The following is a 26,625-nucleotide window of genomic DNA, read 5'->3' on the forward strand; positions in this document are numbered from 1 at the left end:
ATGGCAAAGAAAATTCAAGCCCAGATGTCCACAGAAATCGCCCTAGATTTAGTCAAAGCAAGCCAATCCGTGCGTAATTTGACCAGCGTGGTAAATAGTGCCACCAACGCTTGGAAAGCGCAGGAAGCGCAATTAAAAGCCGTAGGAGACTACACCAAGGCGGCTGAAACCAAATATCAAGGTTTGGGCAATGCGATTGAAGCCCAAAAGGCTAAAATCGAAAACTTAAAACAAAAACAATCAGAACTCAAAGGGAACACCACCGAAACGGCTGGCGAGTACCTCAAATATCAACAACAAATTGACCAAGCTACCACCCGACTGGCTAGCATGGAAGCCCAACAGACCAAGGCTAAGCAGTCTATGGACTACTACAAGTCTGGTCTAGCAGATTTGCAAAAAAGCTACAAAGCGCAAAACGAACTGTCAGAAAGCAACGTCAAGCGCTTGCAAGCTGAAGGCAAGGAAAATGAAGCCCTGCAAGCTAAAGCTACAGGTCTAAAAAGCACTATCTCGAACCTCTCGAAACAATATGAGGTTCAAGAGAGAATGCTCGGAAAGGTCGCTAAAGAAAGCGGCACAGCTAGCGAAGCCTATCAAAAACAAAAGACTAGGCTCAACGAGACTGCCACAGCTATGGCAAATGCCAAGCGTGAGCAAGATAAGCTCAATGATGAGCTGAAAAAACTGAACGAACACCCAACGCTTATCCAACGTCTCAAAGAAAAAATGCAGGGTTTGGGCAAAGAGACCGAAGAAACTGGTGAGAAAGCCAATAAAACAGGCTCTATTTTCAAGAGTGTCTTTAGTGCCAATATCCTCTCTAGTGCCTTGATGAACGGTTTAGGCACTGCAAAAAGTCTCTTTTCAGACCTTTTGCAACAAGGCAATGAGTACATCCGCTACCAAGAAGTCATGACGGCGTCATGGACGACTTTGACTGGATCAGCCAAAGAAGGCAAGGTCATGGTCGACATGACAAACGACATGGCTCAAGCGGCGTCCAACAGCGCCCAAATGGTTGATGAGCTGAACAAGAAAATCTATGCAGTAACGCATAATGCAGATGATACCAAACAGCTTACAAACACCATTCTGACCTTGCAGGACGCTTTTGGGGTAGCGGATGACGCTGTCCAAAACTTTGCCACACAATGGGGGCAAATGTTGGGAAATGGTAAGGTTCAAGCACAGGACATGCTGTCCTTTATGAACGTTTTCCCAACTATTAAGCAGGAAATGATTGGCGTCATTTCAGAGATGAAAGGTGGCGCTGAAATCACCAACGCTGCATTTGCAGAAATGCAAAAGAACGGTGAAGTCACGTCTGAAATCGCTAATAAAGCCCTGCAAAGAATGGGTGAAAAGTATAAGGACGCTACAAAGAACTTTGCGAATACCACAGAGGGGCTAGAGCGGACGATTAAAGGGCGTGGACCAGCGCTGATTGCAGCAGTTGAAGCGCCGTTTATGAAGATGAAAAATCCGCTTTTAGCCAAAGCGTCCGAGTGGATTTCCAGCGATGAGACTAAAAACAAGTTCACTCATCTTGGTGAAGTTGCTTCTAAAGGTCTTGATAAAGTCGTAGACAGTTTCAAGAAGGTCTTTAATCTTGGCGATAAAGGCAATGTCATGAACGACATCATGGACAAGTTTACAGGCTATGTCGAAAAGCTCTCAAATAGCATTGCTGTTCATGCGCCCGAAATCGCCCAGTTCGCAAAGAACGCTGTTTCTGGTGTAGGCTCTGTGGCAAGTATCGCTAAGTCTTTAGGTGAAGGTGTTTGGGCAGTTGCTAAGGACACTATCGGCTTTATCGCTGATGGCTTTGCACTCATGAGTGGCAACAGCAAGAAGTCTAAAAAGTCAGTCACTGGTCTTGCTGGTGGTCTGAAAGAAATCGCTAAGCACAAAGAAGCCTTGAAAGCAGTTGGGATGGTTATTGCGACGTATTTCATCGCTACAAAAGTCATCAATGGTTTTCAATCGCTCTACAAAGGGCTTATGCTTGCAAAGTCTGGCTTTGAAGCCGTTAAGGTTGCTTTTGCGACTAATCCATTTGGGATGATTGCGCTGGCTGTGACGACAGTTGTCGTGGCGCTTGTCGAACTCTACAAGCACAATAAGACCTTTAAAAAGTTTGTCGATAACATCATCAAGGCTTGTGCTGACTTTTTCAAAGGAGTCGGAAAGTGGTTCGGTCAAGCATTCAAGACCATGGGCAACTTTTTCAAAGGTGTTGGCAAGTTCTTTAGTAACTTTGGCAAAGGCATTAGTAAAATGGTCAAGGCAACTACTGACGGTGTCGGCAAGGTTGTGAAGTTCTTTGGCAATATCATCAAGACTGTCGTTAATTTTGGAACGATAGTGATGAAAATTCTAGTCTTTTCAAATCCATTTGTTCTTGGTTTTGCTCTAATGTACAAGCATGTCAAGCCTTTTAGGGACTTTATCAACGGTCTCATCAAGGGTGCAAAAGACTTGTACGACGGTTTCAAGAAGTTCTTTGGTGCAGCAGGCAAGTTCATCGGTGATACCTTCGACGGTATCAAAAAAGGCGTTGGGAAGACCTACAATGCCACAGCTAAAATAATCGGTGATGTGTCTAAGAGCATTTCCAAAGGCTGGAACGACACTTGGAAAGCTGCTAGTGATTTTCTTGGTTCAACATGGGACACCATGAAGAAAAAGGGAAAAGACGGCGTTGAGGGTCTGAAAAAACTCTTAAGTCCAGTTGTGGACAGTATCGGAAAGAAGTTCAGCGATACTTGGGACGCTATTAAAAAGGGCTTTGGGTCAATGTGGGACGGTTTAAAAGACCTCGCAGGCAACGGTATCAACGCCGTTATTAAAATCCCAAACGCTGGTATTGACGGTATCAACAGCTTGATTGAGTCTTTTGGCGGTTCTAAAAATGCTATCAAGAAAATTCCTAAAGTGAAGTTTGCTGAAGGTACTGGTGCGTTTGAAGGTATCTCTCGTGTCCGCCGACCAATCACAAGACCAACGCTTGCCCTGCTAAATGACGGTAATGATAGCCCTGAAACAGGCAATCAAGAGACTGTCATTTTCCCTAATGGCAATGTTTGGCAACCGCAAGGGCGCAATGTGTCCGCTATTTTACCAGCTGGCACAGAAGTGCTAAACGCCTTTGAAACACGGCTACTATCAAGCCTTGGCAATCAAGTACCGTTCAAGAGTGGTACTGGTTTCTGGTCTAAGATTTGGAACACAGCGACCGATGTTGCTGGTAACGTTTGGGACGGTATCAAGGATACTGTCACTAAGTTCACGAAAATGCTTGGCTATATCGCTGACGCCGTGAAAGACCCAGTCGGCACACTAGCCAAGAAATTCAATCCAAAAGCGGACAAACTCGATGGACTCTTTAATCCATTAGGTAATGCACTCTTTAAGACCCCAATCAATGAAGCCAAGAATTGGTGGAAAGAGTTGTGGGGTATGGCGCAGTCAGCTGCTGATGAAGGTAGCTCTGTGGCTATGGGCGCAGTTGGTGACGACTATCCTGCCAAATGGAAGAACATGGCTAAGGACGCTATCGCAGACCCTTGGGGCTATTTCATCCGTGAATGTGTGTCCTTTGTTGCCAACCGTCTTAATAACTGGGGCGTCAATCCAGCTAAGTTTTCACACCTTGGAAACGGTGCGGACTGGGTAAGTGCACGAGTACCCCATATGAGTAAACCGAAGGCTGGTAGCGTAGCCGTTTACGCACCGGGTAGCCAATTCCCTAACCACGTCGCTATCGTGTCATCCGTCAACGGTGACAGGTATAGCGGTGAGGAATACAACCAAAGTGGCGATGGTAAGTATCACACGTTTGCCAACCGCTTAGCGTCACAAGCGACGACTTTCTTGGACTTTGGTGTCCGAGGTGGTAGCAGTGACGATGACAACGGTTCAGACAGCGCTAAGAAAGCCAACTCACCACTCCAAAGACTCATTAAGAGTCAGGTCGGTGGCATGTTTGACTGGATTAAAAAATTCTTGGCGCCTGAAACGGACAGCGAGCCGTCTGGTGGTGGTGGCACTGGTGTAGAGCGTTGGCGTAGTACGGTCATCAAAGCCCTCAAAAAGAACGGCTTACCTGCTACTGACCACCAAGTCACATCCATGTTGCAACTTATCCAGCGTGAGTCAAACGGTAATCCGACCGTTATGAATGACTGGGACATCAATGCAAGAAATGGTAATCCGTCCATCGGTCTTACACAGACGACTGTCGGCACGTTCAACGCTCATGCTTTCCCTGGACACAAGAATATTCGTAACGGATATGACAACTTGCTGGCTTCTATCCACTACATCATCAGTCGTTATGGTTCGTCTGACGCAGCCTTTACACGAGTTGCTAAGTATGCTTACGCAAACGGTGGCTTAGTGTCCCAACACGGCATTTATGAGCTGGCTGAAAATAATAAACCAGAGTACGTCATCCCAACGGACATCGCAAGACGTAGCAGAGCTTGGCAACTATTGGCAGAAGTCGTTGGTAATTTCATCGGAGACGATGACAGCAAGTTCAAAAAGACTAGTGATGATGACAGCGCACTATCAAAACTTGAAAATAAGCTAGACACAATGATTACGCTCTTGAGTCAATTAGTAGCGAACGGTCAACAGCCCGTTGAAATTCGCAACATCATTGACGGTCAAGGTGTATCAAACGGTTTAGCGCCTTACATGACAAAAGCACAAGAAGCCTATGATAAACGTATGGCAATCCTACGAGGTGAAAGGGGAGAAATACTATGAGTATCAGCTTTAATTACAACGACATTGACGTGCTTGAAGCCCTCGAAGACCTCGGGGGTATAGCACAGACTAGCGATGTCACTCGAAACATTGGCAGTAGTTTTAGTAACACTTACCAAGACCAAGGCTCACAACGCTACGGTCAGTCTTTCATGTATGGAACACTGGCTTATAAGCCTATCGTTGTGACCTTGAAACTAAGGGGCACACAGCCCTTTTTAGTATCAGCGCAGGAGTGGTTAGGAGGTCTCTTAAATGTGACCGAGCCTAAACCACTCGTTTTTGGTGATGAGCCAAACAAAGAATGGCTTGCAGTGCCGACTGGTTCGCAGTCCTTTGCGATTGATCACTCAACATCACCAGCAACAGCGACTGTGACGATTAACTTTGAAGTACCAAGCGCCTATGCAACCAGCAAAACAACAGCTATGGTCTCAACAGAACTTAACGGTAAGTATGGTTCGCTTGTGAAGCAGTCTGACGGCTCATATAAAGCCGTTCTGAACAATTTAGGGACGGCTGAGGCTTATCCTATCATCACCATCAAAAACAACGCTGAGAACGGCTATGTGGGCTTGGTGAACGCTGGTGGGATATATGAGATTGGCAATCCAGAAGAAGCAGATACAGAGAACATCAAACGTTCTGAACCCTTGCTCGATTATCGCTTTAATTTGTGGAGTGATGGCTTGCAGGCTGCTAAGCAACGTCAAGCTATCTTAAATGACACATCGCAGGCGCTTAATGGTCAAGTTGGGTCTTATGATTTCAATGGCAGGAAGTTTCTCTTTTTGTCCAATTGGTCTACCTCTGGCGGAAATAGTGCAGGCTCTGTTAGCTGGGATATTCCAGCGGACAGCAATGGCACAAAAGGTTCGCTAAACGACTATATCTGGTGGCGTCAACTCTTTTGGGCAGGCGCAGCTAATCAGTACGGCTTTATCAAATTGACGGTATCGGACACGAACGGACAGTTTCTCTATGGGGTTGAAACGTTTAAGCGCTCAAACGGTTTGAGAAGTGAGTATAATTTCCTAGCAAGCGATGGCAAGGGTGGTTATAACATTCTCAAGCGTTGGACGTTTGACGCCACACACCTTGACACACAAAATCCTTTCAATGAGCCTAGGGGGTGGTCAGACCTCAAGCGCAATGATGACAAGGTGCAGGTTTTTTGGTGGGGGTCTTATCCGACTTTCACCATTCCTGAAATCAAGGGGCGCAAGTCCGCTAAAATCCATATCGCTTTTGGAGCTGTTGGCAATAAGCCACTAGTGACAAGGATGTATGTGGAAAAGCTCTATTATCGAAAAGACTTTGTCCCAACGACTAGAGACATCCCCAATCGCTATCCGATGAGTAGCCAATTGGTGATTGACATGTCTACTGGTAAAACAACTTTGGACGGTATGCCAAAAAATAGCGAAGAACTGAACGGTTCTGAACCATTGGCGCTACCAGTCGGCAAAAGTGAGCTTGATTTCCAATTTTCAAGCTGGTTAGCAAAAGACCCAACAATCAAAATCGAATGGAAAGAGAGGTATATCTAATTGCAAATTGTAGTGAGAGACAGTAATTTGAGACGTCTGACAGCTCTGAACAACAAAGTTCAAGGTATGCTATCGTTTACGAACGATACTTGGCATCGTTATCTTGCTGAAGCGACGTCTACTTTTGACCTGACTATTCCTAAATTCTATAATGGCAAGCTGCATGATGACCTCATCTATATCACAGATAGGATCTATCTCTCTTTTCGCTATCAAGGTGAAGACCATCTTTTTTACGTTGCACAAATGGTTGAGGATGATTTCCAAATCCAACTGACATGCAACAATACCAGTCTTGAGCTGATTAACGAGCTAGCCAATCCATTCACCAGTTCCGAAGCCCATACCATGGACTGGTATATCCGACAAATGGAACTTTTGGTCTTTGATGGTGGTGAGATTGGTGTTTTTGAAGTATCAGACACGAAACGCACCTTGACCTTTGAAAATCAAGAGACTAAGCTGGCACGCTTGCTGTCTTTGGCGTCACACTTTGACGCTGAAATTAAGTTCAACGTAGAGCTTAATCGTGACGGCTCTTATAAGCGCATAGTTTTGAACATTTATCACAAAGCCGACGATACCCACCACGGCGTGGGACGGATTAGGGATGATGTCATTTTGCGCTATGGCAAGGATGTTAAGGGCGTGCAGGTCACGACTGACAAAACGGACTTATTCACTATGGGCGTCTTTACTGGCGCTGATGGTGTTAATCTCAACGACTTAGAGCGGTCAGACAAAGACGAGCTTGGCAATGAAGAGTTCTATACACGAAAAGGCACGTCAGAGGTCTACGCACCAAAAGCAGCTGAAATGTACGGTTCAGGCGTGGCGTCCTTGACTGATAAATGGATTAGACGTGACTATCAAACAGAGTACACCAACGCTAATGACTTGTTAGCGTACGCTTTTCGCACTCTGAAACAATACGCCTATCCACAAATGGCATACACAGCGACTATCCAGTCTAACTTCGTCAACAACTACAGTGACTTGGCGCTTGGTGATACTGTTAAGATTCAAGATGAGAACTTTGTCAATGGGTTGATTTTGCAAGCTCGTGTATCTGAACAAGTCATCAGCTTTTCAAATCCAAACAATAACACCTTGACGTTCTCAAACTACGTCAAACTCAAGTCACAGCTATCATCTAGCTTGTCTGCTCGTATGCAAGAGATGATTGACAAGAAAGTGCCTTACACTATCCAAGTCGCAACGACCAACGGCACAGCTTTTAAAAATCATACTGGTGAAAGCACCATTACACCGACTTTGAAAAAGGGTGATAAAATCATCACCGCAGACGTGACATGGCGATTTTCACTAGAAGGCAATGTCATCACAGGTACTTTCTTTGTCGCACAAGGAAGCGATATTGAAGATACAGGTATCTTGACTATGGCTGCTTACATCGGCGATGAAGAAGTGGCTGTGGATGAAGTGACTCTCGTTAATGTCAACGATGGTGTCAACGGTCAAAAAGGTGACAGGGGCGAGAAAGGCGAAAAAGGAGATAGAGGACCTAAAGGTGACAAGGGCGACAGAGGTAGCGACGGTATCGCTGGTAAAGATGGCGTGGGTATTCATGCGACATCAATCAGCTATGCGATTGGTGAAACTGGAACAACCGCCCCAACGTCAAACTGGACAGCACAAGTCCCTAAACTCATCAAGGGCAAGTATCTTTGGACACGCACTATCTGGACTTATACGGACTCAACTAGTGAGACTGGCTATTCTGCTACTTACATTGCCAAAGATGGTAATAACGGTAACGACGGGATAGCTGGTAAGGACGGTGTCGGTATCAGCGATACCACAATCACCTACGCCAAAGCCACCTCTGGCACGACTGCCCCAACCACTGGCTGGACAAGTCAAGTCCCAAGTGTCCCAGCTGGGCAATATCTTTGGACAAAAACAGTCTGGACGTATACAGACAGCACCACTGAAACCAGCTACTCTGTCGCTAAAATGGGCGACACTGGAGCTAAAGGTGAGAAAGGAGATAGGGGTGACGTTGGTCCTCGTGGACCTGCTGGAGCGGACGGCGTTAATGGTCGAGATGGTGCCCAAGGCATACAGGGACCTAAAGGTGACCAAGGTTTGCCCGGTGCCAAGGGCGCAGACGGTCGAACTCAATACACCCATATCGCCTACGCCGACAGCGCCACTGGTGGAGGTTTTAGTCAGACTGATGATACTAAGGTCTACATCGGCATGTATCAAGACTTTACAGCCACTGACAGCAAGAACCCAACGGACTATCGCTGGTCCAAATGGCGAGGGTCCGACGGTGCTCAAGGAGTGCCTGGCAAGGCTGGAGCAGATGGCAAAACGCCTTACATCCATTTTGCCTACGCTGACAGTTCAGACGGTCGTACTGGTTTTAGTGTGACTGACAATGGTCAACGTTATTTTGGCTATTACAGTGACTATGAAAAGTCCGATAGCTCTGACCCTAAGAAATACAAGTGGGTTGACCGCTGGGCAAAAATCGAAGTCGGTGGGCGCAATCTCTTTTTAAACTCACTGTTCAAATTTCCGCTAACGCACAGCTATTCAACTTATGCTATCAGTGCCAATCAAGCTGATACGCAAGGACAGCTTGCAATATCCATTGACAACACCGTTACTTACATGGGTGCAAATAGCTTGAAAATTGTCTCTACTTTCAATGGCAAACAAAACAATCAAAAAGTCACGTTTGCCGTTGGTGGTGATAGTAGACTTGCCACAGCTACCGAGTGGACAGGTAAGACTGTCATGATGAGTTTCTGGGCTAAAGCTAGTGTTAATGGCTTGCCGTTTGTTTCACGGACAGGTTACCAAAGTGAAACAGCCGAGGCTGGACTTAAACTCACCACAGATTGGAAATACTACTCATTTCCACTAGTCAAAAAGCCGACTGGCAACGCTACCTCTGAATGGATTTTCCATGTATGGGGACAAGGCACTGTCTGGGTAAACCATCCCAAAATCGAATACGGAACTATTTCAACAGACTATTCTGAAGCACCCGAAGACATTCAAGCGGACATAAACACCAAAGCAGACCAAGCGCTGACCCAAGAGCAAATCAATGCACTCAATGAACGTGCTGGGCTTATTCAAGCTGAAATGGAAGCCAAGGCAGCCATGGACACTGTGACGAAGTGGTTTGCGGAGTATCAGCAATTTGCCAAAGACCAAAAAGCAGGCATGCAACGTTCAAACAACGACATTGTGACACTGTCTCAACGTGTCAATGCGATTGATACCAATTTAGGCAACATGGCTCAACGCTGGTCTTTCATAGATACTTACATGAAAGCGGGTAATGAGGGACTTGTCATCGGTAAGAATGACGGTTCATCATCGGTTCGGATTTCTGATAATCGTATATCGTTTTACTCAGCTGGTCAAGAAGTGGCTTATATCTCAAATGGTGTCTTGCAGATTGACAATGGTGTATTTACTAAAACTTTGCAGATTGGACGTTTTAGAGAAGAGCAGTATCACTCTAATCCAGACATGAACGTTATGCGGTATGTAGGAGGATAAACATGGCAGAATTTTGGTCAAATAATGACAGGGGCTATCGCATTCGGCTATGGCTAGACCAAGTTTCACAAAACATTGGAAACAACAGCAGTCAAGTCCGAGTGCGACTAGCCCTACTCAACACAAATGTGAGTTTTGCAAGTTATAGCGTGTCTGCTTTCGTGAACGTCAATGGGCAACGGCTCAACTGGTCAGGCAGTCCGTCAGTCGGCTTTAATTCCACAACTTGGCTGATTGACCAGACAATCACCGTGGGGCATAATGCTGACGGTACTAAGTCATTTAACTTTGCAGCACGATTTAATGGTGCTGGTGGCTGGTCACCGAACACGCTCACGATTGGAACAGGGACGTTCACACTGACAACAATCCCACGGATGAGCACAGCAAGCGTTGGGGGTGGTGTGATTGGCAGTAGTGTGAATATCACTATCAATCGTCAAAATGACAGTTTCACGCACACTGTACGGTATGCGTGGGGTGGCAAGTCAGGTACAATCGCTACAAACGTTGGGACGAGCTGTACATGGTCTATCCCTATGGACTTTGCCAACGACATACCAAACGCCACCAGCGGTACAGGGACTATCTACATCGATACTTACAGCGGTAGCACCTTAACTGGTACAAAATCAACGAACTTTACAGCGAGCTTGCCAAGCAATATCAAGCCGTCCTTTACTGGATTGACGTTGACGGACACAAATACGCAGGTCAAGGCGCTTATGTCTGGCAATAACTTTGTACAGGTCTTGTCGAATGTGCAGGTCAATTTCAATGGACAAAAGGGCGCTTATGGCTCAACCATAACAGGCTACAAAGCGGAGCTAGTTGGTAAAAAGCAGGTCACAAATAGCAACGGTGGCACGCTCGGTATTATGAATTTTAACGGTTCAGCGGTCATTCGTGCGTGTGTCTTTGATAGTCGTGGCAGGCAATCAGACACCAAAGACATGACTATCAATGTCTTGGAGTACTTTGCACCAGCTCTTAGTTTTTCTGTGGCACGCTCTGGCTCAACGTCAAGCACATTTACCATTACACGCAACGCTAAAATAGCGCCTTTGATGATTTCAAACAGTCAAAAAAACGTCATGACGTTGACGTTTCGAGTGGCTAAACTAGGCTCTACGAGCTTTAGTTCAGACAGTGGACCAGCATCGGGGTCTTGGACGACCATGGCAAGTCTTACCAACTCTCAAGCTAACTTGTCGAGCACTTACGGCGCTGACTCATCATGGCAAGTCATCGGCACGCTCTCTGATAAATTTACCAACACAGAGTTCACTGTGACTGTACCGACTGAAAGTGTGACGTTCAGTTATGACAAACAAGGTCGTCTTGGTGTTGGGAAGATTGTAGAGCGTGGCATTGCTGGCTCTATTGACGCTAAAGGTGACATTTATGCAAGAGATAAGCCAATTCAACAACATCAAGTCAGCCAAAATAGCGGACAAGCTATTGAGGTTAAAACGGACTGGAACAATATCATCACCACAGGCTTTTACATGGGGTCTAATTTGCCCAACCAGCCGACTGGCGATGGTGTTCACAGCTGGAAATATGTCAGAGTCACACGACATCTGGACAATTATGTCTTGCAAGAAGCCATTGACTTCAATGGTGCTATATCAGCCTATCGTGTTAAAACCAACGGCACATGGAAGCCATGGGTGTATTACGCCAAGGCTGACCACCCGAACCTCGTAAACACTGGCTGGCAATCAGCTGGTTTTGCTGGCACGTACTATAAACGTGTTGGTGACGTGCTGACGGTGCGCTATGAGTGTACAGGGACAGGGAGCAATCTTACCATTGGCTATATACCCAACTGGTCAGCCCCTCAAAACTATATGTTTGTTATTGCTGGATGGAGTATAGGCGGTAGTGATAACAGTCATTTACAAATCAACGCCAACACGAGCGCCCTTACTATCCTCTCTTCTGGTAAAGGTGTTGTGTACAGAGGACAAATTACTATCATGATTTAATATGGAGGAAAACATTATGTTAAGAATTAATAAAACACGTCGCATTACTGCTGAATTTTTCGTTACTGAAAACGGTGAGGAAAAACTAGTTAAACAGACAACAATTGATGTCAATAACGAAGCTGTCTCAACGCTTTATGAAAACTTGCTTTTGCCTGATTTGTACGCTAAAAACCGCACTGCTATGCGTAAAGACGAGCAAAAGTTGCGTGATTTACGCTACGAGATTGAAGACGCTATCCTTGCCGAAGCTGAAGCGGACAAAGCAAAGGAGAGTGACTAATGCCAGAGCGTGAACTAATGCACTGGTTTATGACAGTCGTATTGCCGATTGTGATTTCAGTTGGTGGTGTCGTGGCTGGTCTACGCTCAAACATAGCGAGGTCAGAGCACCGTATCACACGACTTGAAACGGAAAACGACTATCAAGCTAAGACCATTGCAGAACAAAACATCCGACTAAATAAGCACGATGAAGAGCAAAAAACAATGATGGCAATGATTGAACAAATCAAGAACTTGTCTGAAGACGTTAAAGAAGTCCGAACAGACTTGAAAAAAATCAATGAAAAATTACAGGAGGAACATCATGCGCATTAACTGGAAACTACGTTTTACTAACAAAACAACACTTTTAGCAATCATTAGTACAGTGATTTTGTTATTGCAGCAATTAGGGCTGACATTGCCAAGCAATGTGTCCGATATTGTCAATACTATCTTGACACTATTAGTCTTGCTTGGTGTCGTGACTGACCCAACCACGCACGGCATTAGTGACAGTGGGCAAGCACTGGACTATGCTGAACCACGAAAATAATGAGGTATCGCAATGAAGAAATACGATTATTTTATTGATGTATCGGCTTATCAAGCAGCGGACTTACGAGGAACTTGTGCGGCTGCTGGGACTAATAAGACGATCATCAAAGTGTCTGAGGGGACTGGCTGGCTATCGCCTGTCCGTCAACAACAAGCTAACTCCAGCGAGCCTGTGGGATATTACCACTTTGCACGTTTTGGTGGCAATGTCGCTCAAGCACAAGCTGAAGCAAATTTTTTTATCCGCAACTTACCAAACAAGAAAGTGCGCTATCTGGTCTGTGACTATGAGGACAGCCCAAGTAGCAATAAAACAGCCAACACAAACGCTGTGCTGGCTTTCATGGACGTTTGTAAGGCAAACGGCTACGAGCCTATTTACTACAGCTATAAGCCGTTCACATTGGCTAATCTGGACGATTACCACCGCATACTAGCCAAGTACCCCAACAGCTTGTGGATTGCTGCATACGCCAACTACAGCGTTATGCCAACAGTCGACGTGGCAAAAGCGAGCTGGTTTCCATCAATGGACGGTATTCGCTGGTGGCAATTCACCTCAAGCGCTCTACAAGGCGGACTAGACAAGAACATTGTCTTGTTAGACGATGACGCAACAACAACTACTACACAATCAACACAATCTTTAGGAGGACTACCCATGGAATTCACATTTCAAATCTCTGGCGACAAAGCCCACGACCCACGCACTGTCTACTACGCAAATACCTCTCGTGGTATTTATCGAGGACTAACTAATATCGATGAATGGAAAATCATTCAACACATTTACAAAGACTGTACTGGTCGAGACATGCCACACTACAAATGGGATGCAGGAGCGCCTTGGTACGTTCGTGTGATTGCTGGCATGCAATTGAAGAAAATCTGATATAATATAACTAAGAAATTTTGTACACAACGTGAGCTACGCCAAAAATTAAAACAGAATTGAGGAATCTCCTTTTGACCACTTATCGTCAGTGGCTAAAGACGAAGTAGCGAACGTAGTAAAGCCCCTTTGGTTGAGACCAGAGGGCTTTTGTGTGTCTTTGGAGAAGTTTAAATAGCGAAATAGTGAAATAGTGAAATAGCTAAATAGCTATTTAGCGAAATAGATAATTGACAAAAAAACAAAAATATAATACACTTATTTTAGTGTTAACAGAAAATCTGTTCAAAACAGACCATCTGTTAGAAACAAGTGCATATAAGTTGGTAATATAATTTTAAAAATAGCACAGGTGACAGATGTGACACTGTGTTTTTTTGTGTAAGTTAGGGAGGAAAGACTAATGACAATGAGAGAGTTTGCAGACCACATACTGGCTAGAGCGCAAGAAACAAAACATCCCGTCACTAATTTATCCTTGCAAAAAATTATGTACTTTGTTTTACGCAACTCATCACAGATATTGACTCGAGACGAGCAAGAAGAGATATATTCTGAACCATTTTTAGTATGGCGGTATGGTCCAGTAGTTGAATCGGAATATAATCGCTTCAATATCTTTGGGTCCTCTGAGATAGTAGGGGAGTATCAAGCTAATCAACGTTATGAAAAACTAAATCCTTTAATAGATAAATTTCTAGATGTTGCACCATTTAGAATGGTTAGCGCAAGCCATACTCACCACTTTTGGAAAAATAACCAAGAAGCTATTGTCTATGGCCGTAGCGATATAAGTTATCCACTTGATGATGTATTAAGAGATGGAACAACAAACTGATTATTTAGGGGCTTTTTTACAAATTCTTGATAAGGAAAGCAATAATAGTTATAGTTCTGCAAGCCAGTCTAATATTGTAGATGAACTAGATTCTGTAACTCCTCCTGCTGACACTGTTGATTCTGCAGAGTTAGAAGATGATATAAAAGCTTTACTAGATAAAATTCCGACAACTGATACAGTGATTATTGATTATCAGTTTGTAGCAAGAAAAGTTTATACTAGTCAGTATGCTGAATTTACAAGTTTTTTCCAAAAAGTAAAAATTGTATTACAAGACTTGGAAGAAAATTACGATGAAAAGCCTGTTGTCACACTAAAAAAGATGTTAAACCAAGCAGAGTTATCTCAAGTTCAAAAAAGTGAGCTTTATAATTCTTTGCAGAGTGAATTACATAACACTTATATGTCGTTAGAACAAGAAAATCAACGATTAACGCGAGAGATCAATGCGTCTTATGAAAGGTTAGCAGGCTTACAAAATGAACTGAACGAAAATATACCTGAAAAAATCAATAATATGTACGGAGAAATTATTGGTATTCTTGGGGTGTTCTCAGCTTTTGTTTTTGTTATGTTTGGAGGCTTCTCTAGTTTATCAGAGATTTTAGATAATTTAGGTGCTAAAGAAGTGTCTTTAGGTAGGACTTTAATGATAGCTAGTATCCTTATTGGTTTCATTTTTACCATCGTATATGCTTTGTTGTTGTGGACTTCAAAAGTATCTGGAAAATCTATAGTGGACAAAAGTTGTGATTGTCTTGGGCGTTGCAATAATATTTTTCATATCTACGGAAGACATCGATTTTATTTGAGTGTTGTTTTGTTTAGTTTGTTGTGCTCAGCGGTATTAGCGATTCTTATACAGCATTATAATTGGTAAAAGTTTGTTGCCTTGTGACAACATAGAATAGGGTTTAATTGAATCAACATGACATAAATGTCATGTTGGTATTTTTTGTTTTGTGATAGACTAGTGTTGAAAGGTGGTAAATATGAATAATACATTATATAACTTTATCGAAGCTATCGCACTTGGACAGTTGGACTACCAAGGAACAGATAAAGTCGTCCGCAAAGACGGTAAAATTTACGACTTTGTTTTGGACGGTGAGGACGTCCAACCTCATGAGATCGTGACAGTAGAGTGTATGGTTGACGTGATTTCAGAGATTAGCGACTACAAATTTTAGTGTCCTTGATTGAGATGCTCGTCGTCCTTGTTATCATCAGTGTCTTGCTGCTTCTTTTTGTGCCTAATCTGACTAAGCAAAAAGAAAAAGTCACACAGACTGGAAACGCCGCTGTTGTCAAGGTTGTTGAGAGTCAAGCAGAGCTTTACAATCTCAACCACGAGGACAAGGCAACCCTTGCTAAGCTGGTCAAATCTGGCGACATCTCAAGCAAGCAGTCAAAAGCTTACAGCGAATACTATGCACAAAATCCTAAAGAAACGGCTACTGTGGCAAATTAAAGCCTTTACGCTTCTCGAGAGCCTTGTCACTCTCTTTGTCCTCTCCTTTTTAACTCTTCTCTTATCTGGAGCAGTAGGAAAGACTTTTGCCAGTGTCAAGGAAACGCTCTTTTGGCTACAATTTGAGCAAATCTACCGAGATACGCAAAAGCTGAGTGCGACAAGGCAAAGCCAGATGGCTTTAGATGTCACAAGTACCGTTACAAATGGTTACACCAGTCTTGCTCTGCCAGAGACAGTGACAGCGCTAGAGCCTAAGCATATCGTGTTTGATAGCGCAGGTGGCAACTCCTCTCTAGCTAAAATCCAATTTCAAACGGCAGACAAGCTTGTCACCTATCAACTCTATCTAGGAAGTGGTAACTATAAAAAATCAGAAACTAGCCGCCTACATTCTCCTTGAAAGCCTTGTGGCACTGGCTATTTTAGCCTGTATCACAAGTATCCTCCTAGGCGAATTTGACAGACAAAGAAAGATTTTGCAAGAAAGTCAAGACAGACAGGAAGCTTTGCTGTTAGCGACAATGGCGATTAACGCAAAGAAAAAAGAGCTCCGCCTCAACGGAGTGTCTGTCTCAATCAAAGAGCACTCAGGAGGCGTCTTTGTTTATCATGAAAAAGAGGAACTTCTCCATGCGCTTAAAGAGTAAACTTAAAGCTTTTACCCTGCTTGAGTGTTTGATAGCACTCTTAGTTATATCGGGTTCTGTCCTTGTCTATCAAGGGCTAACACGAACGCTCTCAAGTAATATCCATTATTTTTCTAGCAATCATCAAAGTAATTGGCTACTCTTTGCCAAGCAGCTGCAAAGTGAGTGGGAAAACTGCCAGCTAGACCATGTGACAGAGCAAAAAGTCTACGTTAAAAAGGGCAACCAAGACTTGGCTTATGGCTTGTCTACTAGCGATGATTTTCGTAAAACAAATGGCAACAATAAAGGCTATCAGCCCATGCTCTTTGGCTTAAAAGCCTGTCAGGTGCAGGAAATAAATGGGCTTGTCACCCTGCACTTGACCTTTAAAGACGGCTTAGAGAGGACATTTATCTATGATTTTAAAGCGCAAAGTTAAGGCGGGAGTCCTCCTCTATGCTCTCTTGATGGCAGCTATCTTCACTCTTTTGTTACAATTTTACCTAGGGCGTGTAAAAGCCAGTCGTATCCAGCAGTTGGCGCAAGAAGAAGCCAGTAAAGCTTATCTGATTGCGACCTTAGTCAAAGACCAAAAAGACGCTGATCTTACCTTTGAAGGGGCACAGGTCACAGTAGAGCCTAAAGAAGAACGCTTGGATGTAACAGTCACTCTCTCCTCAAAAGGAAGGTATCACTACACTTTTCATACGACACCAAAAACAGATGTGTCGTCCTCATCTCAATCCTCAACCAATGTTTCATATTCCTCAACCCAAGAAGAAACGATACCTTCTACATCCGTGACTGAGCTAAAGACAGACCAAGACACGCCCAATTCATCGAAAAGCTAGGTTCAGCCTAGCTTTTCTTTCTGTTTATTTTTTGGTATGATAAGACACGGAGGAAGACATGAATTTTGAAACCATTGAAAAGGCTTATGCCTTATTACTTGAGAATGTACAGCTCATTCAAAATCAGCTCAAAACGACTTTTTACGATGCGCTGATTGAGCAAAATGCGCTCTACGTGACAAAGGAAGCGCAATATTCTCGTATTGTAGACAATAACCAAGCGCTTGAAAAGCTCAATCTTTCTGCTGAGGAGTGGCGTCGTGCTTTTCAGTTCTTACTGATAAAAGCCTCACAAACAGAGCTGCTGCAGGTCAATCATCAATTGACTCCAGATAGCATTGGCTTTATTCTTTTGTATTTGCTAGAGGAGTTGACGGCAGATAAGAGTCTTGATGTGCTGGAGATTGGCAGTGGTACGGGAAATCTCGCCTACACGCTTTTAAATAACAGCCAAAAAGAACTGCACTACATGGGGATTGAAGTGGATGATTTGCTGATTGACTTGTCTGCAAGTATGGCTGATGTCATGCAGTTAGATGCGCAGTTTATCCAAGAAGACGCTGTGCGCCCGCAATTGATGAAGCCAAGTGATGTGATTATCAGTGATTTGCCAATTGGCTATTATCCAAACGACGCTATTGCAAAACGCTATCAAGTGGCTAGCACGAGCGAGCATACTTATGCCCATCATCTGCTCATGGAGCAATCGCTCAAATACCTAAAGAAGGATGGTCTGGCTATTTTCCTAGCGCCAAACAATCTACTGACCAGCCCGCAAAGCGATTTGTTAAAGGCTTGGCTCCATCAAGCAGCTAGTGTTCTAGCGGTTATTGCCTTGCCAGAAAATCTCTTTGGGCATGAAAAAAATGCCAAGTCCATCTTTGTCCTTAAAAAGCAAACAGACACGCCACAAGAGACCTTTGTCTACCAGCTTGGCGACTTGCAGCAGCAAGAAAGTATGCTTGCTTTTATCGAAAATTTCCAAAAATGGAAAACTGATAATGGTCAATCCTAAAATTTTATGATAGAATAGAGATGTGTTGAAAACGCTTAAATAAAATTAGATGGGGTGACTTATGACAAAGACAATTGCCATTAACGCTGGAAGCTCAAGTCTCAAGTGGCAGTTATATGAGATGCCAGACGAAGTCGTTATCGCTAAAGGATTGATTGAACGTATTGGGCTTAAAGACTCACGCTCGACCGTAAAATTTAACGGGACCTCAGATACACAGACGCTAGATATCGTAGACCACACGCAGGCGGTTACGATTTTGCTAGAGGATTTGAAGCGCCACGGTATCATCGAAGACTACGATGAAATCACAGGTGTGGGTCACCGTGTGGTGGCTGGTGGTGAGTATTTTAAAAAATCGGATCTGGTCACTGAGGAAGTGATTGAGCAGGTGGAGGAGCTGTCGCTTCTTGCGCCTCTACATAATCCTGGTGCGGCAGCTGGTATTCGTGCCTTTCGTGAGATTTTGCCAGATATTGTCAGTGTTGTTGTCTTTGACACCTCTTTTCACACGACCATGCCTAGGCATGCTTATCTCTATCCGATTCCACAGAAATATTATCAAAAATATAAGGTGCGTAAGTACGGAGCGCACGGCACAAGCCATAAGTATGTCGCTCAAGAAGCCGCTAAAATGCTAGGGCGTCCGCTTGAGGAGCTCAAGCTCATCACAGCCCATGTAGGGAACGGCGTTTCTGTCACTGCCAACTATCACGGTGAGTCTATGGATACGTCAATGGGCTTCACACCGCTTGCAGGTCCTATGATGGGGACACGCTCAGGTGATATTGACCCAGCCATCATCCCTTATCTTATCGCTCAAGATCCAGAGCTAAAAGACGCTGCTGATGTTGTGGATATGCTTAACAAGCAGTCTGGGCTTCTTGGAGTGTCGGGTATCTCTAGTGATATGCGTGACATTGAGGATGGATTGCAGCGCCATGACCCAAATGCAGTTCTAGCTTATAATATCTTTATTGACCGTCTGAAGAAGTTTATCGGACAATATCTCGCCGTGCTAAACGGTGCGGATGCTATTGTCTTTACAGCAGGTATGGGTGAAAATGCTCCGATGATGCGTCAGGATATTATCCAAGGGCTTTCTTGGTTTGGTATGGAAATTGACCCAGCAAAGAATGTCTTTGGGCATGTTGGTGAGATCACAACACCAGACTCTCGTGTCAAGGTTCTCGTTGTGCCAACAGATGAAGAACTCATGATTGCGCGTGATGTGGAGTTTTTCAAAAATAATTAACCTTGTTATCAAATATTATGATAAGACCAGAAAAGCTGTTGCAAGCAACAGCTTTTTTGTTATGTGACTTTAGTCCGTCTCGCTCCGAAGGTGCGAGACAAATAAACCACCCGCTATGCGGGTGCGCATCGCAGGTTATACAAAAAAACTCCAAACGCGATACAATAAAGGTGTTCAAGCCTATTGTAAAGCGAAAGGAGAAAAGTATGGCTCAAAAAGCACATAGTTTATCACACACAAAATGGAATTGTAAATATCACATTGTGTTCACCCCTAAGTATAGACGAAAAATTATCTATAATCAATATAGAAGTAGCTTGGGTGAAATATTCCGCCGATTATGTAGTTACAAAGGTGTTGAGATTCTCGAAGGACATCTTATGCCAGATCATGTTCACATGTTGGTGAGTATCCCACCGAGGATAAGCGTTTCGAGTTTTATGGGCTACTTGAAAGGCAAAAGTGCTCTTATGATGTTTGACAAACACGCCAATCTCAAATATAAGTTTGGTAACCGCCATTTTTGGGCAGAGGGTTATTATGTGAGTACGGTGGGACTTAACGAAGCCACCATTAAAAAATATATTCAAGAACAGGAGAATCATGACATTGCACTAGATAAATTGAGTGTGAAAGAGTATGAAGATCCCTTTAGGGATAATGGTAAGTAGTACTAATGCCTCTTTGAGAGGCTAGTGACGAGTCAAGAGCAATAAGGCTTGAACAAAGTGAAAGCCAGCGTCTTTAGGCGCTGGCTAGTGTTATGGGCTTATAGCCCCTGTTCAAACCACCCGTTAGACGGGTGGTTATGATTATAAAAAATGTAAAGGAGGCTTGACATAAAATGTAAAGTGTACTATACTTATAGATGTAAAGCAAACTTTACTAAATGAATGTGAGGTGAAACATGGAAACACGCATTCAAGAATTGCGAAAAACACAAAAGCTCAGTCAAGCTGAGCTGGCGGATGCACTAGGTGTCACCAGACAGACCATTATCTCGCTAGAAAAAGGGCGCTATACTGCGTCACTAGAGTTAGCCTTTAAGATTGCTCGTTTTTTTGGCAAATCAATCGAGGACATTTTCATCTACGAAGAGGTGGACTGAGGTCTGGTGCATGATGAAGGAGGAAAAGATGTTTGTGACCTTTATGACGACAAAAAGTGGCAAGCCATCGGTGGAAAATTATCGTAAGATGACAAAGCGAGTGACGGCTTTGCTGTGTGTCTTAGTCTTGGTCTTTGCCGTGCTACTCTACAAGCTGTCCTTAGATAGCTTTAACAGTGGCTTTGTTCTGGGCTTGATTATAGGGCTGGTCGCATGTATCGGACGAAATATCTACGTGCTAAGAAGCGATAAGCGCTTAAAGGCTAGTTACATCAAGGCAATAGATGAGCGCAACAAGTATCTGACACAGCTGACTGTCAAGATTATCTATAGTTTGCTTGCGACAGCTGTCATGATCTTGCTTTTGTGTCATCATTTGCTGGGGTTTGATATTAGTTATGAAGCCTTGCTCTATAGTTTTTTGGTCTTGATATCTTACGGTTTTATCGGTGTTCGTTTTATTGTGGAGAGGGTTTATTAGGAGGTTATTATGGCTTTAATTGAGGTCAAGCATTTAGCAAAACAATTTGCAGATAAGTTAGCGCTATCAGACGTTTCCTTTGCTGTTGAAAAGGGAGAAATTTTTGGTTTCTTAGGTCCGTCTGGCTCTGGTAAGACAACGACCATTAAGATTTTGACGGGGCAATTGTCCTCTGATAAGGGTGCGATTGCTGTCCTTGGCAAGACTCCAGCGGATCTTAAAAGAGAAGACTATAAAAAGATCGGTATCGTCAGTGACACCAGCGGTTTTTATGAAAAGATGACCCTTTATAAAAATATGCTGGCTTACGCTAAGCTCTACGGTGTTTCAAAAGCGAGAGTTGACGAGCTACTAAAGCGTGTCAATCTCTATGATGACCGCAACAAGGTAGCTGAAAAGCTATCCAACGGTATGAAGCAGCGCATGCTGCTGGCACGAGCGCTCCTCAATGAACCAGCTCTTCTCTTTTTGGATGAGCCAACCAGCGGGCTTGACCCGATGACGACTCGTCTCATCCACCGTCTGCTCTTGGAGTTAAAAGAAAAAGGCACAGCGATTTTTCTGACCACGCATGACATGCACGAAGCAACACTCTTGTGTGATAACCTAGCGCTCCTTGATAAGGGCAGTCTCGTTGAGACAGGTCGTCCAAAAGACCTGATTAAAAAATACCACACAGACAAAAAAGTCGTGGTCACCTATGACGATGACAGCCAAGTCGAGCTGTCCTATAGTGAGCTTAGTCGGCTTGATATGACGGCTGTTGAGTCCATTCATTCGACAGAGCCAACTTTGGAGGATGTTTTCATTGCATTGACAGGAGGAAAGTTAGATGTTTAAACAGTTTAAAGCTTTATTGTGGTTACGGTGGGAGATTATCGCAGCAAATAAAACGCTTTTGGTGCAGCTCTTTCTTCCTGTTGCGATGGTGCTACTTTATCAGTTCATGTTTAGTAAAATGCCATCAGACCAGTCATCTGATATGATTATGGCGACCATGCCTTCGATTATACTCGGTTTTATCGGCACAACCATTACCTATCTCATTGCCGAGGAAAATGAAAAGCACAATCTGACCAGTCTCCAGCTAGCGGGTATGGGGAGCCTAGAGTATCTACTAGCAAATCTCACTCTGCCTTTGGTCATCGAGCTGGTCTATCTCATCGCTTTGCCGCTCTATCTTGGTGTCTCGCTGTCTAGCTTGGGGCTTACCTATGCTGTGGTCAATCTTCTGACGGCTCTTGTGGCGTTAGGTCTCTTTATTTTCATTGGTATCATCTGTAAGACGCAGACGCAAGCAACGATTTTGAGCTTGCCATTTATGTTGGTAGTTGCTTTTATGCCATTTTTTGCCATGATGGATAACAGCCTCAAAAAAGCCATTGACTTTACCTTTATGGGCACAATGACTAACTATCTCCTAGATAGAAAACACTATCAGCTTATGGATAAATCTCTGATTTTCTTACTCTTGTGGCTTGTGCTAACTGGTGCTCTGCTTTTCTGGGGCTTGCGCCACCATCAACTACAATCGGAGAAAAAAGCATGAAAACAGTTATTGAAAAGTTAAAAGTTATCGGCGTGATTATTGGCTTTGCAGCCATTGACCAAGGTTTACTTGCCGTCATGATGGCAACAAGTGTTTATCAGAGCTCGCTTGCCTTTGCTCTAAGGATTCTGTTGGCTCTTGCGATTTTTGCAGGTTTTGTGACCTATGCTCAGAAAAAAGGGTTGTTGGACTTTAAGACCATCAAGCCCAAGTCACTCATCCTGTGGGAACTTCTTGGATATGTCTTGATTATCCTTTGCAATCAAGTGGGTATGACTTTGATAGAAGGTTCTGGTGCGACGACAACCAGCAATCAAGCAACTATTGAACAGTTGTTTACGCTCTTGTCGCCTGCTTTTATGGGACTCTTTGTGGTTCTTATAGCGCCTCTCATTGAGGAGCTGATCTTTCGTTATTTGATTCCAAAAGTTCTCTTTAAAAACTACGAAATTATTGGTTTTATCGTGGGTGTACTTGGCTTTGCTTTAGTTCATGGCGCTGATAGTCTAGGAGATTGGATTATCTATGGTGGTATGGGAGCGGTCATGGCTTTTCTCTACTACAAGACCGAGCGCTTTGAGTACAGTCTCACGCTTCACATTCTAAACAACGCCCTTGCCTTTGCCCTGATGATGGCGCAATAAAAAGCTAGAGCAGGTATTCTTTGATAAAGATAATAGCAATAAAAGGAGAAATGTATGATGACAACAGTTTTAAAATGGTTCGTTTTGCTGGTTTTAGCAGCAATTGTAGGTACTTTTTTCTGTAATGTTTTTGAAGGACTTGTTGCTAACAATGTTTGGTTAGCACGTGGTATTGGCTGTTTAGTGGCAGGGCTAACTGGAGCGGTCTTTTATCATTATGTTATTCAGACTTCAAAAAGCTAGAGCAGATGTTCTAGCTTTTTTAGAGTTCTTTTGCTTTTTGGATAGTAGCGTCAATGCTTGAGACGACGCTGGCTGTCAGCCCTGTTTTTTCAAGGTCAAGTAGTCCGGCAATGGTTGTCCCTCCTGGGCTACAAATCTTATCAATAAGAGCGTGAGGTTGCTCATTTTCTTCTAGGAGGTGCTTGCTACTGGCTAAAACAGTCTGCGTTACAATAGCTAGGGCTTGGTCTTTTGCGAGACCGTGCTTGACCCCAGCCTTAGCTAGCGCTTCGATGAAAAGGTAGATATAAGCTGGGCTTGAGCCTGCTAGAGCGGTAAAGGTATCAAAGTCTTTTTCAGTAATAGCAAAGGTCTCCCCAAAACTGTTGCAAATGGCTTGGCAAGTGGCGAATAGCTCCTCTGAGACAAGCTCATTTGCGCAGATGGCGGTCGTGCTGGCTAGGATTGCGGCATTGATATTTGGCATGATACGAATGAGTGGAAGCTCGCTGGAGGTCAGCTGCGCTAGCCGTGAGAGGGTGATACCTGCTGCCATAGAGAGGACAGGCTTTGTGACGGTTAGTGGTGTTAGCACAGTCTCCATGAGCTGCGGCTTGATACCTAGAATGACCAGATCCACTTGGTCGATGAGTTCTTGGTGCGAATTGGCGTAGGCAAGGTCGAGCTCATTTGCGATTTCCTTGCTGCGCTCTAGAGACGAGCCTGAGATGATGAGTTCATGCTGGGTGGTTTTTAGCCCCTTGATGATAGCGCTAGCCATTTTCCCGACACCGATAAATCCGATTTTCATAGGTCCTCCTAGTAGGCTTTCAGCAAATCAACGGTGCTACGGTCGAGTTTTTTGAGGAGCGCTTGTAAAAAGGCTTGCGCTTCTAAGAAGTCATCCATAGCATAGAGGGTTTGGTGAGAGTGAATGTAGCGGGCGCAGACACCGATAGTTGTAGACGGCACACCACTGTTTTGCAAGTGAGCGGCACCAGCGTCTGTACCGCCCTTTCCAGTGTAGTATTGGTACTTGATACCTGCTTCTTCGGCGGTGGTTAAGAGAAAATCACGCATGTCTTTTAGAAGAATGTGCCCTGGATCGTAGAAACGAATCAAAGTGCCATCACCGATATGCCCTTGGTCACCGTAAACATCACCAGCAGGTGAGCAGTCAACGGCAAAGAAAAGCTCAGGGTCAAACTTAGTTGTGGAGACATGTGCGCCACGTAAACCGACCTCTTCTTGGACATTGGCGCCAGCGATGAGGGTGTTATCAAGCGGTGTGTCTTTGAGTTGCTCGAGCAGCTCAAGCACCATCAAGACGCCATAGCGGTTGTCCCAAGCTTTCGAGATGACATTTTTTTGGTTGGCAGTGAGGATGGCTTCGGATTTTGGGACGATGATGTCCCCAGGTGCGATGCCAAATTGCTCTGCTTCTGCCTTGTCCCTAAAACCTCCGTCAAAGATAATGTCAGAGACACTTGGAAGAGCAGCTCCGCCATTTTTCCCACGTAGGAAGTGAGGAGGCACAGAGCCTGAGATGATAGGGATGGCTTGACCTGTGCGTGTGTAGAGGGTGAAGCGCTGAGAGCTGACAACGAGCGGGTTCCAGCCGCCAATCCCTACGACACGAAAAGTCCCGTCCGCTTGGATGCTAGAAACCATAAAGCCAACCTCGTCCATGTGTGCTGCGACCATGATACGAGGAGCGTTAGCGTCAGCATGTTTTTTGATACCGAAAATACCACCAAGACCATCCGTCTCAATGCTGTCAACCAGCGGTGTCATGTGCTTACGCATGTAGTTACGGACATTGTGCTCATGTCCTGCGATACCGTCCAATTCTGTGACGGCTTTGATTTTGTCAAAAAGTTCAGTCATAATTACCTCGATTCTATAATTCTATTTTACACTATTTTATGGTAAAATAAAAAACGATAGTCCATATTGACCTGTCAAGAGCAGATAGTACAGAAAGGAATGTGCCATGATTAGTCCAAAATCTTATGAAGACATTGCAGATCATATTGAAAAGAGTGAGCGTTTGGTGCTCTTTTTCACAGCAGATTGGTGCCCAGATTGTCAGTTTATCTATCCCGCTTTGCCAGAGATTGAGGAGAAATTTTCAACTTTTACCTTTCTTCGCATTGACAGGGATGATTTCCTTGATTTGGCAAAGACTTGGGACGTTTATGGGATTCCAAGTTTTATCGTCTTAGAAGATGGCAAGGAAATCGGACGATTTGTAAGCAAAGCTCGTAAAACAAAAGCAGAGATTACGGCATTTTTAGCCGATTTAGAAGGGAAAACACAGGCATGATTTTTAGCTACAATAAAGCACACGTCGGAGATGTGCTGATGGTGATTGTCACAGATAGTAAAGACCAAAAGCTCTCTTTTGAGCGCAGAGGAAAGGTGGCACGTGTCTTTTTAGAAGACAGCAATGAAACCGTAGCGTGGAATATTTTTGACGCTTCAAGTCTCATCACACTGGACGGTGCGGGGCAAGTCTTTTTGACAGACGAAGACGTCGCTAGACTTAACCAAGAGCTTGAAGCTGAAGGCTTTAGTGAGCGTTTGGTCAATGACAATGCGCCTAAGTTTGTCGTTGGTGAGATTGTCGAGATGACAGCACACCCAGATAGTGACCACCTCAACATTTGCCAAGTCAAAATCGCAGAGGATAAGACAGTGCAGATTGTCGCTGGAGCACCAAATGCTAAGCTCGGTCTGAAAACCATCGTAGCTCTACCAGGTGCAATGATGCCAAATGGCAGCCTCATTTTCCCTGGAAAATTGCGTGGAGAAGATAGTTTTGGTATGATGTGCAGTCCTCGTGAGTTGGCGCTACCAAACGCCCCTCAAAAACGTGGTGTCATCGAGCTAGACGAGACTAGCGCTGTAAGCGAAGCTTTTGATAGCCAAAAACACTGGACACAAGGTTAAAAATAGACCGTTACCTTAGGTAACGGT

General features: G+C 44.2%; 28 protein-coding genes and 1 pseudogene. 27 read left to right on the plus strand and 2 right to left on the minus strand.

The genetic code is table 11. The annotated features are described in order from the left end of the window. From G5B60_RS01005 to G5B60_RS01125, 25 genes and pseudogenes are all read left to right on the plus strand, one after another. A complete protein-coding gene (locus G5B60_RS01005; protein ID WP_164682179.1) occupies positions 1 to 4,776 on the plus strand; it encodes a tape measure protein in 4,776 nt (1,591 codons plus the stop codon). Beyond that, a complete protein-coding gene (locus G5B60_RS01010; protein ID WP_206225078.1) occupies positions 4,773 to 6,326 on the plus strand; it encodes a distal tail protein Dit in 1,554 nt (517 codons plus the stop codon). Before G5B60_RS01005 ends, G5B60_RS01010 begins: the two co-directional genes overlap by 4 nt. 27 nt (positions 6,327 to 6,353) lie before the next feature. Beyond that, positions 6,354 to 9,872 (plus strand): phage tail protein, encoded by a 3,519-nt coding sequence (locus G5B60_RS01015; RefSeq protein WP_164682180.1) that lies wholly within the window; start codon positions 6,354 to 6,356, stop codon positions 9,870 to 9,872. 2 nt (positions 9,873 to 9,874) lie between these two features. Beyond that, a complete protein-coding gene (locus G5B60_RS01020) occupies positions 9,875 to 11,863 on the plus strand; it encodes a DUF859 domain-containing protein (RefSeq protein ID WP_164682181.1) in 1,989 nt (662 codons plus the stop codon). 16 nt (positions 11,864 to 11,879) lie between these two features. Next, a complete protein-coding gene (locus G5B60_RS01025; RefSeq protein ID WP_164682182.1) occupies positions 11,880 to 12,146 on the plus strand; it encodes a hypothetical protein in 267 nt (88 codons plus the stop codon). Then, a complete protein-coding gene (locus tag G5B60_RS01030) occupies positions 12,146 to 12,463 on the plus strand; it encodes a DUF7365 family protein (RefSeq protein ID WP_164682183.1) in 318 nt (105 codons plus the stop codon). Before G5B60_RS01025 ends, G5B60_RS01030 begins: the two co-directional genes overlap by 1 nt. Further along, a complete protein-coding gene (locus tag G5B60_RS01035; protein ID WP_164682184.1) occupies positions 12,453 to 12,683 on the plus strand; it encodes a phage holin in 231 nt (76 codons plus the stop codon). Before G5B60_RS01030 ends, G5B60_RS01035 begins: the two co-directional genes overlap by 11 nt. 12 nt (positions 12,684 to 12,695) lie before the next feature. Then, positions 12,696 to 13,304 (plus strand): annotated as a pseudogene (locus tag G5B60_RS01040) (GH25 family lysozyme); the annotation flags it as partial. A 682-nt stretch (positions 13,305 to 13,986) separates the two neighbouring features. Further along, a complete protein-coding gene (locus tag G5B60_RS01045; protein ID WP_241154461.1) occupies positions 13,987 to 14,415 on the plus strand; it encodes a Panacea domain-containing protein in 429 nt (142 codons plus the stop codon). Further along, entirely contained in the window at positions 14,399 to 15,298 is a 900-nt protein-coding gene (locus G5B60_RS01050; protein WP_164682187.1) for a hypothetical protein, read from the plus strand. Before G5B60_RS01045 ends, G5B60_RS01050 begins: the two co-directional genes overlap by 17 nt. 112 nt (positions 15,299 to 15,410) lie before the next feature. After that, positions 15,411 to 15,608: a hypothetical protein gene (locus G5B60_RS01055; RefSeq protein ID WP_164682028.1), complete on the plus strand. Its 198-nt coding sequence runs from the start codon at positions 15,411 to 15,413 to the stop codon at positions 15,606 to 15,608. A 14-nt stretch (positions 15,609 to 15,622) separates the two neighbouring features. Next, the gene (gene comGC, locus G5B60_RS01060) at positions 15,623 to 15,889 is read left to right on the plus strand and encodes a competence type IV pilus major pilin ComGC (protein ID WP_164684067.1); all 267 of its coding nucleotides are present in this window, start codon (positions 15,623 to 15,625) and stop codon (positions 15,887 to 15,889) included. After that, on the plus strand, positions 15,849 to 16,292 hold the full coding sequence (gene comGD, locus G5B60_RS01065; RefSeq protein WP_206225079.1) for a competence type IV pilus minor pilin ComGD: 444 nt from the start codon (positions 15,849 to 15,851) through the stop codon (positions 16,290 to 16,292). Before comGC ends, comGD begins: the two co-directional genes overlap by 41 nt. A gap of 7 nt (positions 16,293 to 16,299) precedes the next feature. Further along, the gene (gene comGE / locus G5B60_RS01070) at positions 16,300 to 16,539 is read left to right on the plus strand and encodes a competence type IV pilus minor pilin ComGE (RefSeq protein WP_241154462.1); all 240 of its coding nucleotides are present in this window, start codon (positions 16,300 to 16,302) and stop codon (positions 16,537 to 16,539) included. Next, positions 16,523 to 16,960: a competence type IV pilus minor pilin ComGF gene (gene comGF, locus G5B60_RS01075; protein WP_164682189.1), complete on the plus strand. Its 438-nt coding sequence runs from the start codon at positions 16,523 to 16,525 to the stop codon at positions 16,958 to 16,960. The genes comGE and comGF overlap by 17 nt, the downstream gene beginning before the upstream one ends. Beyond that, complete coding sequence (gene comGG, locus G5B60_RS11265; RefSeq protein WP_206225080.1) at positions 16,938 to 17,372, plus strand: competence type IV pilus minor pilin ComGG; 435 nt, start codon at positions 16,938 to 16,940, stop codon at positions 17,370 to 17,372. The genes comGF and comGG overlap by 23 nt, the downstream gene beginning before the upstream one ends. Positions 17,373 to 17,430: 58 nt before the next feature. Continuing rightward, complete coding sequence (locus G5B60_RS01085; RefSeq protein WP_164682190.1) at positions 17,431 to 18,387, plus strand: class I SAM-dependent methyltransferase; 957 nt, start codon at positions 17,431 to 17,433, stop codon at positions 18,385 to 18,387. 61 nt (positions 18,388 to 18,448) lie between these two features. Further along, positions 18,449 to 19,642, plus strand: coding sequence for an acetate kinase (locus G5B60_RS01090; RefSeq protein WP_164682191.1), 1,194 nt, complete (start codon positions 18,449 to 18,451; stop codon positions 19,640 to 19,642). Positions 19,643 to 19,848: 206 nt separating this feature from the next. Next, on the plus strand, positions 19,849 to 20,313 hold the full coding sequence (tnpA, locus tag G5B60_RS01095; RefSeq protein WP_164682192.1) for an IS200/IS605 family transposase: 465 nt from the start codon (positions 19,849 to 19,851) through the stop codon (positions 20,311 to 20,313). Between the two features lie 236 nt (positions 20,314 to 20,549). Continuing rightward, entirely contained in the window at positions 20,550 to 20,750 is a 201-nt protein-coding gene (locus G5B60_RS01100; RefSeq protein ID WP_164682193.1) for a helix-turn-helix transcriptional regulator, read from the plus strand. Between the two features lie 10 nt (positions 20,751 to 20,760). Then, positions 20,761 to 21,231, plus strand: coding sequence for a hypothetical protein (locus tag G5B60_RS01105; RefSeq protein ID WP_164682194.1), 471 nt, complete (start codon positions 20,761 to 20,763; stop codon positions 21,229 to 21,231). 9 nt (positions 21,232 to 21,240) lie between these two features. Continuing rightward, on the plus strand, positions 21,241 to 22,071 hold the full coding sequence (locus G5B60_RS01110; protein ID WP_164682195.1) for an ABC transporter ATP-binding protein: 831 nt from the start codon (positions 21,241 to 21,243) through the stop codon (positions 22,069 to 22,071). Further along, entirely contained in the window at positions 22,064 to 22,780 is a 717-nt protein-coding gene (locus G5B60_RS01115) for an ABC transporter permease (RefSeq protein WP_164682196.1), read from the plus strand. The genes G5B60_RS01110 and G5B60_RS01115 overlap by 8 nt, the downstream gene beginning before the upstream one ends. Next, positions 22,777 to 23,424, plus strand: a complete 648-nt coding sequence (locus tag G5B60_RS01120; RefSeq protein ID WP_164682197.1) for a CPBP family intramembrane glutamic endopeptidase — start codon at positions 22,777 to 22,779, stop codon at positions 23,422 to 23,424. Before G5B60_RS01115 ends, G5B60_RS01120 begins: the two co-directional genes overlap by 4 nt. Positions 23,425 to 23,478: 54 nt before the next feature. Continuing rightward, positions 23,479 to 23,667, plus strand: coding sequence for a hypothetical protein (locus G5B60_RS01125; RefSeq protein WP_164682198.1), 189 nt, complete (start codon positions 23,479 to 23,481; stop codon positions 23,665 to 23,667). A 19-nt stretch (positions 23,668 to 23,686) separates the two neighbouring features. On the opposite strand, the gene proC is transcribed toward G5B60_RS01125, so the two are convergent. Both proC and pepA read right to left on the minus strand, forming a co-directional pair. Next, on the minus strand, positions 23,687 to 24,457 hold the full coding sequence (gene proC / locus G5B60_RS01130; RefSeq protein WP_164682199.1) for a pyrroline-5-carboxylate reductase: 771 nt from the start codon (positions 24,455 to 24,457) through the stop codon (positions 23,687 to 23,689). An 8-nt stretch (positions 24,458 to 24,465) separates the two neighbouring features. Beyond that, the gene (gene pepA, locus G5B60_RS01135; RefSeq protein WP_164682200.1) at positions 24,466 to 25,533 is read right to left on the minus strand and encodes a glutamyl aminopeptidase; all 1,068 of its coding nucleotides are present in this window, start codon (positions 25,531 to 25,533) and stop codon (positions 24,466 to 24,468) included. Positions 25,534 to 25,639: 106 nt separating this feature from the next. Here pepA and G5B60_RS01140 point away from each other — a divergent pair, with 106 nt between their 5' ends. Beyond that, the gene (locus G5B60_RS01140; RefSeq protein WP_164682201.1) at positions 25,640 to 25,972 is read left to right on the plus strand and encodes a thioredoxin family protein; all 333 of its coding nucleotides are present in this window, start codon (positions 25,640 to 25,642) and stop codon (positions 25,970 to 25,972) included. After that, on the plus strand, positions 25,969 to 26,598 hold the full coding sequence (ytpR, locus tag G5B60_RS01145; protein WP_164682202.1) for a YtpR family tRNA-binding protein: 630 nt from the start codon (positions 25,969 to 25,971) through the stop codon (positions 26,596 to 26,598). The genes G5B60_RS01140 and ytpR overlap by 4 nt, the downstream gene beginning before the upstream one ends. Positions 26,599 to 26,625: the final 27 nt, after the last annotated feature.

Origin of the sequence: Streptococcus hyointestinalis (assembly GCF_011039275.1) — a bacterium.
GTDB lineage: Bacteria > Bacillota > Bacilli > Lactobacillales > Streptococcaceae > Streptococcus > Streptococcus hyointestinalis_A.

Coding starts and splice junctions, on each gene's coding strand:
- G5B60_RS01010 (WP_206225078.1), top strand. CDS start 4,773: ATGAGTATCAGCTTTAATTACAACGACATTGACGTGCTTGAAGCCCTC.
- G5B60_RS01100 (WP_164682193.1), top strand. CDS start 20,550: ATGGAAACACGCATTCAAGAATTGCGAAAAACACAAAAGCTCAGTCAA.
- G5B60_RS01085 (WP_164682190.1), top strand. CDS start 17,431: ATGAATTTTGAAACCATTGAAAAGGCTTATGCCTTATTACTTGAGAAT.
- G5B60_RS01125 (WP_164682198.1), top strand. CDS start 23,479: ATGATGACAACAGTTTTAAAATGGTTCGTTTTGCTGGTTTTAGCAGCA.
- G5B60_RS01035 (WP_164682184.1), top strand. CDS start 12,453: ATGCGCATTAACTGGAAACTACGTTTTACTAACAAAACAACACTTTTA.
- comGF (WP_164682189.1), top strand. CDS start 16,523: ATGCGCTTAAAGAGTAAACTTAAAGCTTTTACCCTGCTTGAGTGTTTG.
- G5B60_RS01025 (WP_164682182.1), top strand. CDS start 11,880: ATGTTAAGAATTAATAAAACACGTCGCATTACTGCTGAATTTTTCGTT.
- ytpR (WP_164682202.1), top strand. CDS start 25,969: ATGATTTTTAGCTACAATAAAGCACACGTCGGAGATGTGCTGATGGTG.
- comGG (WP_206225080.1), top strand. CDS start 16,938: ATGATTTTAAAGCGCAAAGTTAAGGCGGGAGTCCTCCTCTATGCTCTC.
- G5B60_RS01140 (WP_164682201.1), top strand. CDS start 25,640: ATGATTAGTCCAAAATCTTATGAAGACATTGCAGATCATATTGAAAAG.
- G5B60_RS01020 (WP_164682181.1), top strand. CDS start 9,875: ATGGCAGAATTTTGGTCAAATAATGACAGGGGCTATCGCATTCGGCTA.
- G5B60_RS01090 (WP_164682191.1), top strand. CDS start 18,449: ATGACAAAGACAATTGCCATTAACGCTGGAAGCTCAAGTCTCAAGTGG.
- comGD (WP_206225079.1), top strand. CDS start 15,849: ATGCACAAAATCCTAAAGAAACGGCTACTGTGGCAAATTAAAGCCTTT.
- proC (WP_164682199.1), bottom strand. CDS start 24,457: ATGAAAATCGGATTTATCGGTGTCGGGAAAATGGCTAGCGCTATCATC.
- G5B60_RS01120 (WP_164682197.1), top strand. CDS start 22,777: ATGAAAACAGTTATTGAAAAGTTAAAAGTTATCGGCGTGATTATTGGC.
- G5B60_RS01110 (WP_164682195.1), top strand. CDS start 21,241: ATGGCTTTAATTGAGGTCAAGCATTTAGCAAAACAATTTGCAGATAAG.
- G5B60_RS01050 (WP_164682187.1), top strand. CDS start 14,399: ATGGAACAACAAACTGATTATTTAGGGGCTTTTTTACAAATTCTTGAT.
- comGC (WP_164684067.1), top strand. CDS start 15,623: ATGCTCGTCGTCCTTGTTATCATCAGTGTCTTGCTGCTTCTTTTTGTG.
- G5B60_RS01105 (WP_164682194.1), top strand. CDS start 20,761: ATGATGAAGGAGGAAAAGATGTTTGTGACCTTTATGACGACAAAAAGT.
- G5B60_RS01005 (WP_164682179.1), top strand. CDS start 1: ATGGCAAAGAAAATTCAAGCCCAGATGTCCACAGAAATCGCCCTAGAT.
- G5B60_RS01045 (WP_241154461.1), top strand. CDS start 13,987: ATGAGAGAGTTTGCAGACCACATACTGGCTAGAGCGCAAGAAACAAAA.
- G5B60_RS01030 (WP_164682183.1), top strand. CDS start 12,146: ATGCCAGAGCGTGAACTAATGCACTGGTTTATGACAGTCGTATTGCCG.
- tnpA (WP_164682192.1), top strand. CDS start 19,849: ATGGCTCAAAAAGCACATAGTTTATCACACACAAAATGGAATTGTAAA.
- G5B60_RS01115 (WP_164682196.1), top strand. CDS start 22,064: ATGTTTAAACAGTTTAAAGCTTTATTGTGGTTACGGTGGGAGATTATC.
- G5B60_RS01055 (WP_164682028.1), top strand. CDS start 15,411: ATGAATAATACATTATATAACTTTATCGAAGCTATCGCACTTGGACAG.
- pepA (WP_164682200.1), bottom strand. CDS start 25,533: ATGACTGAACTTTTTGACAAAATCAAAGCCGTCACAGAATTGGACGGT.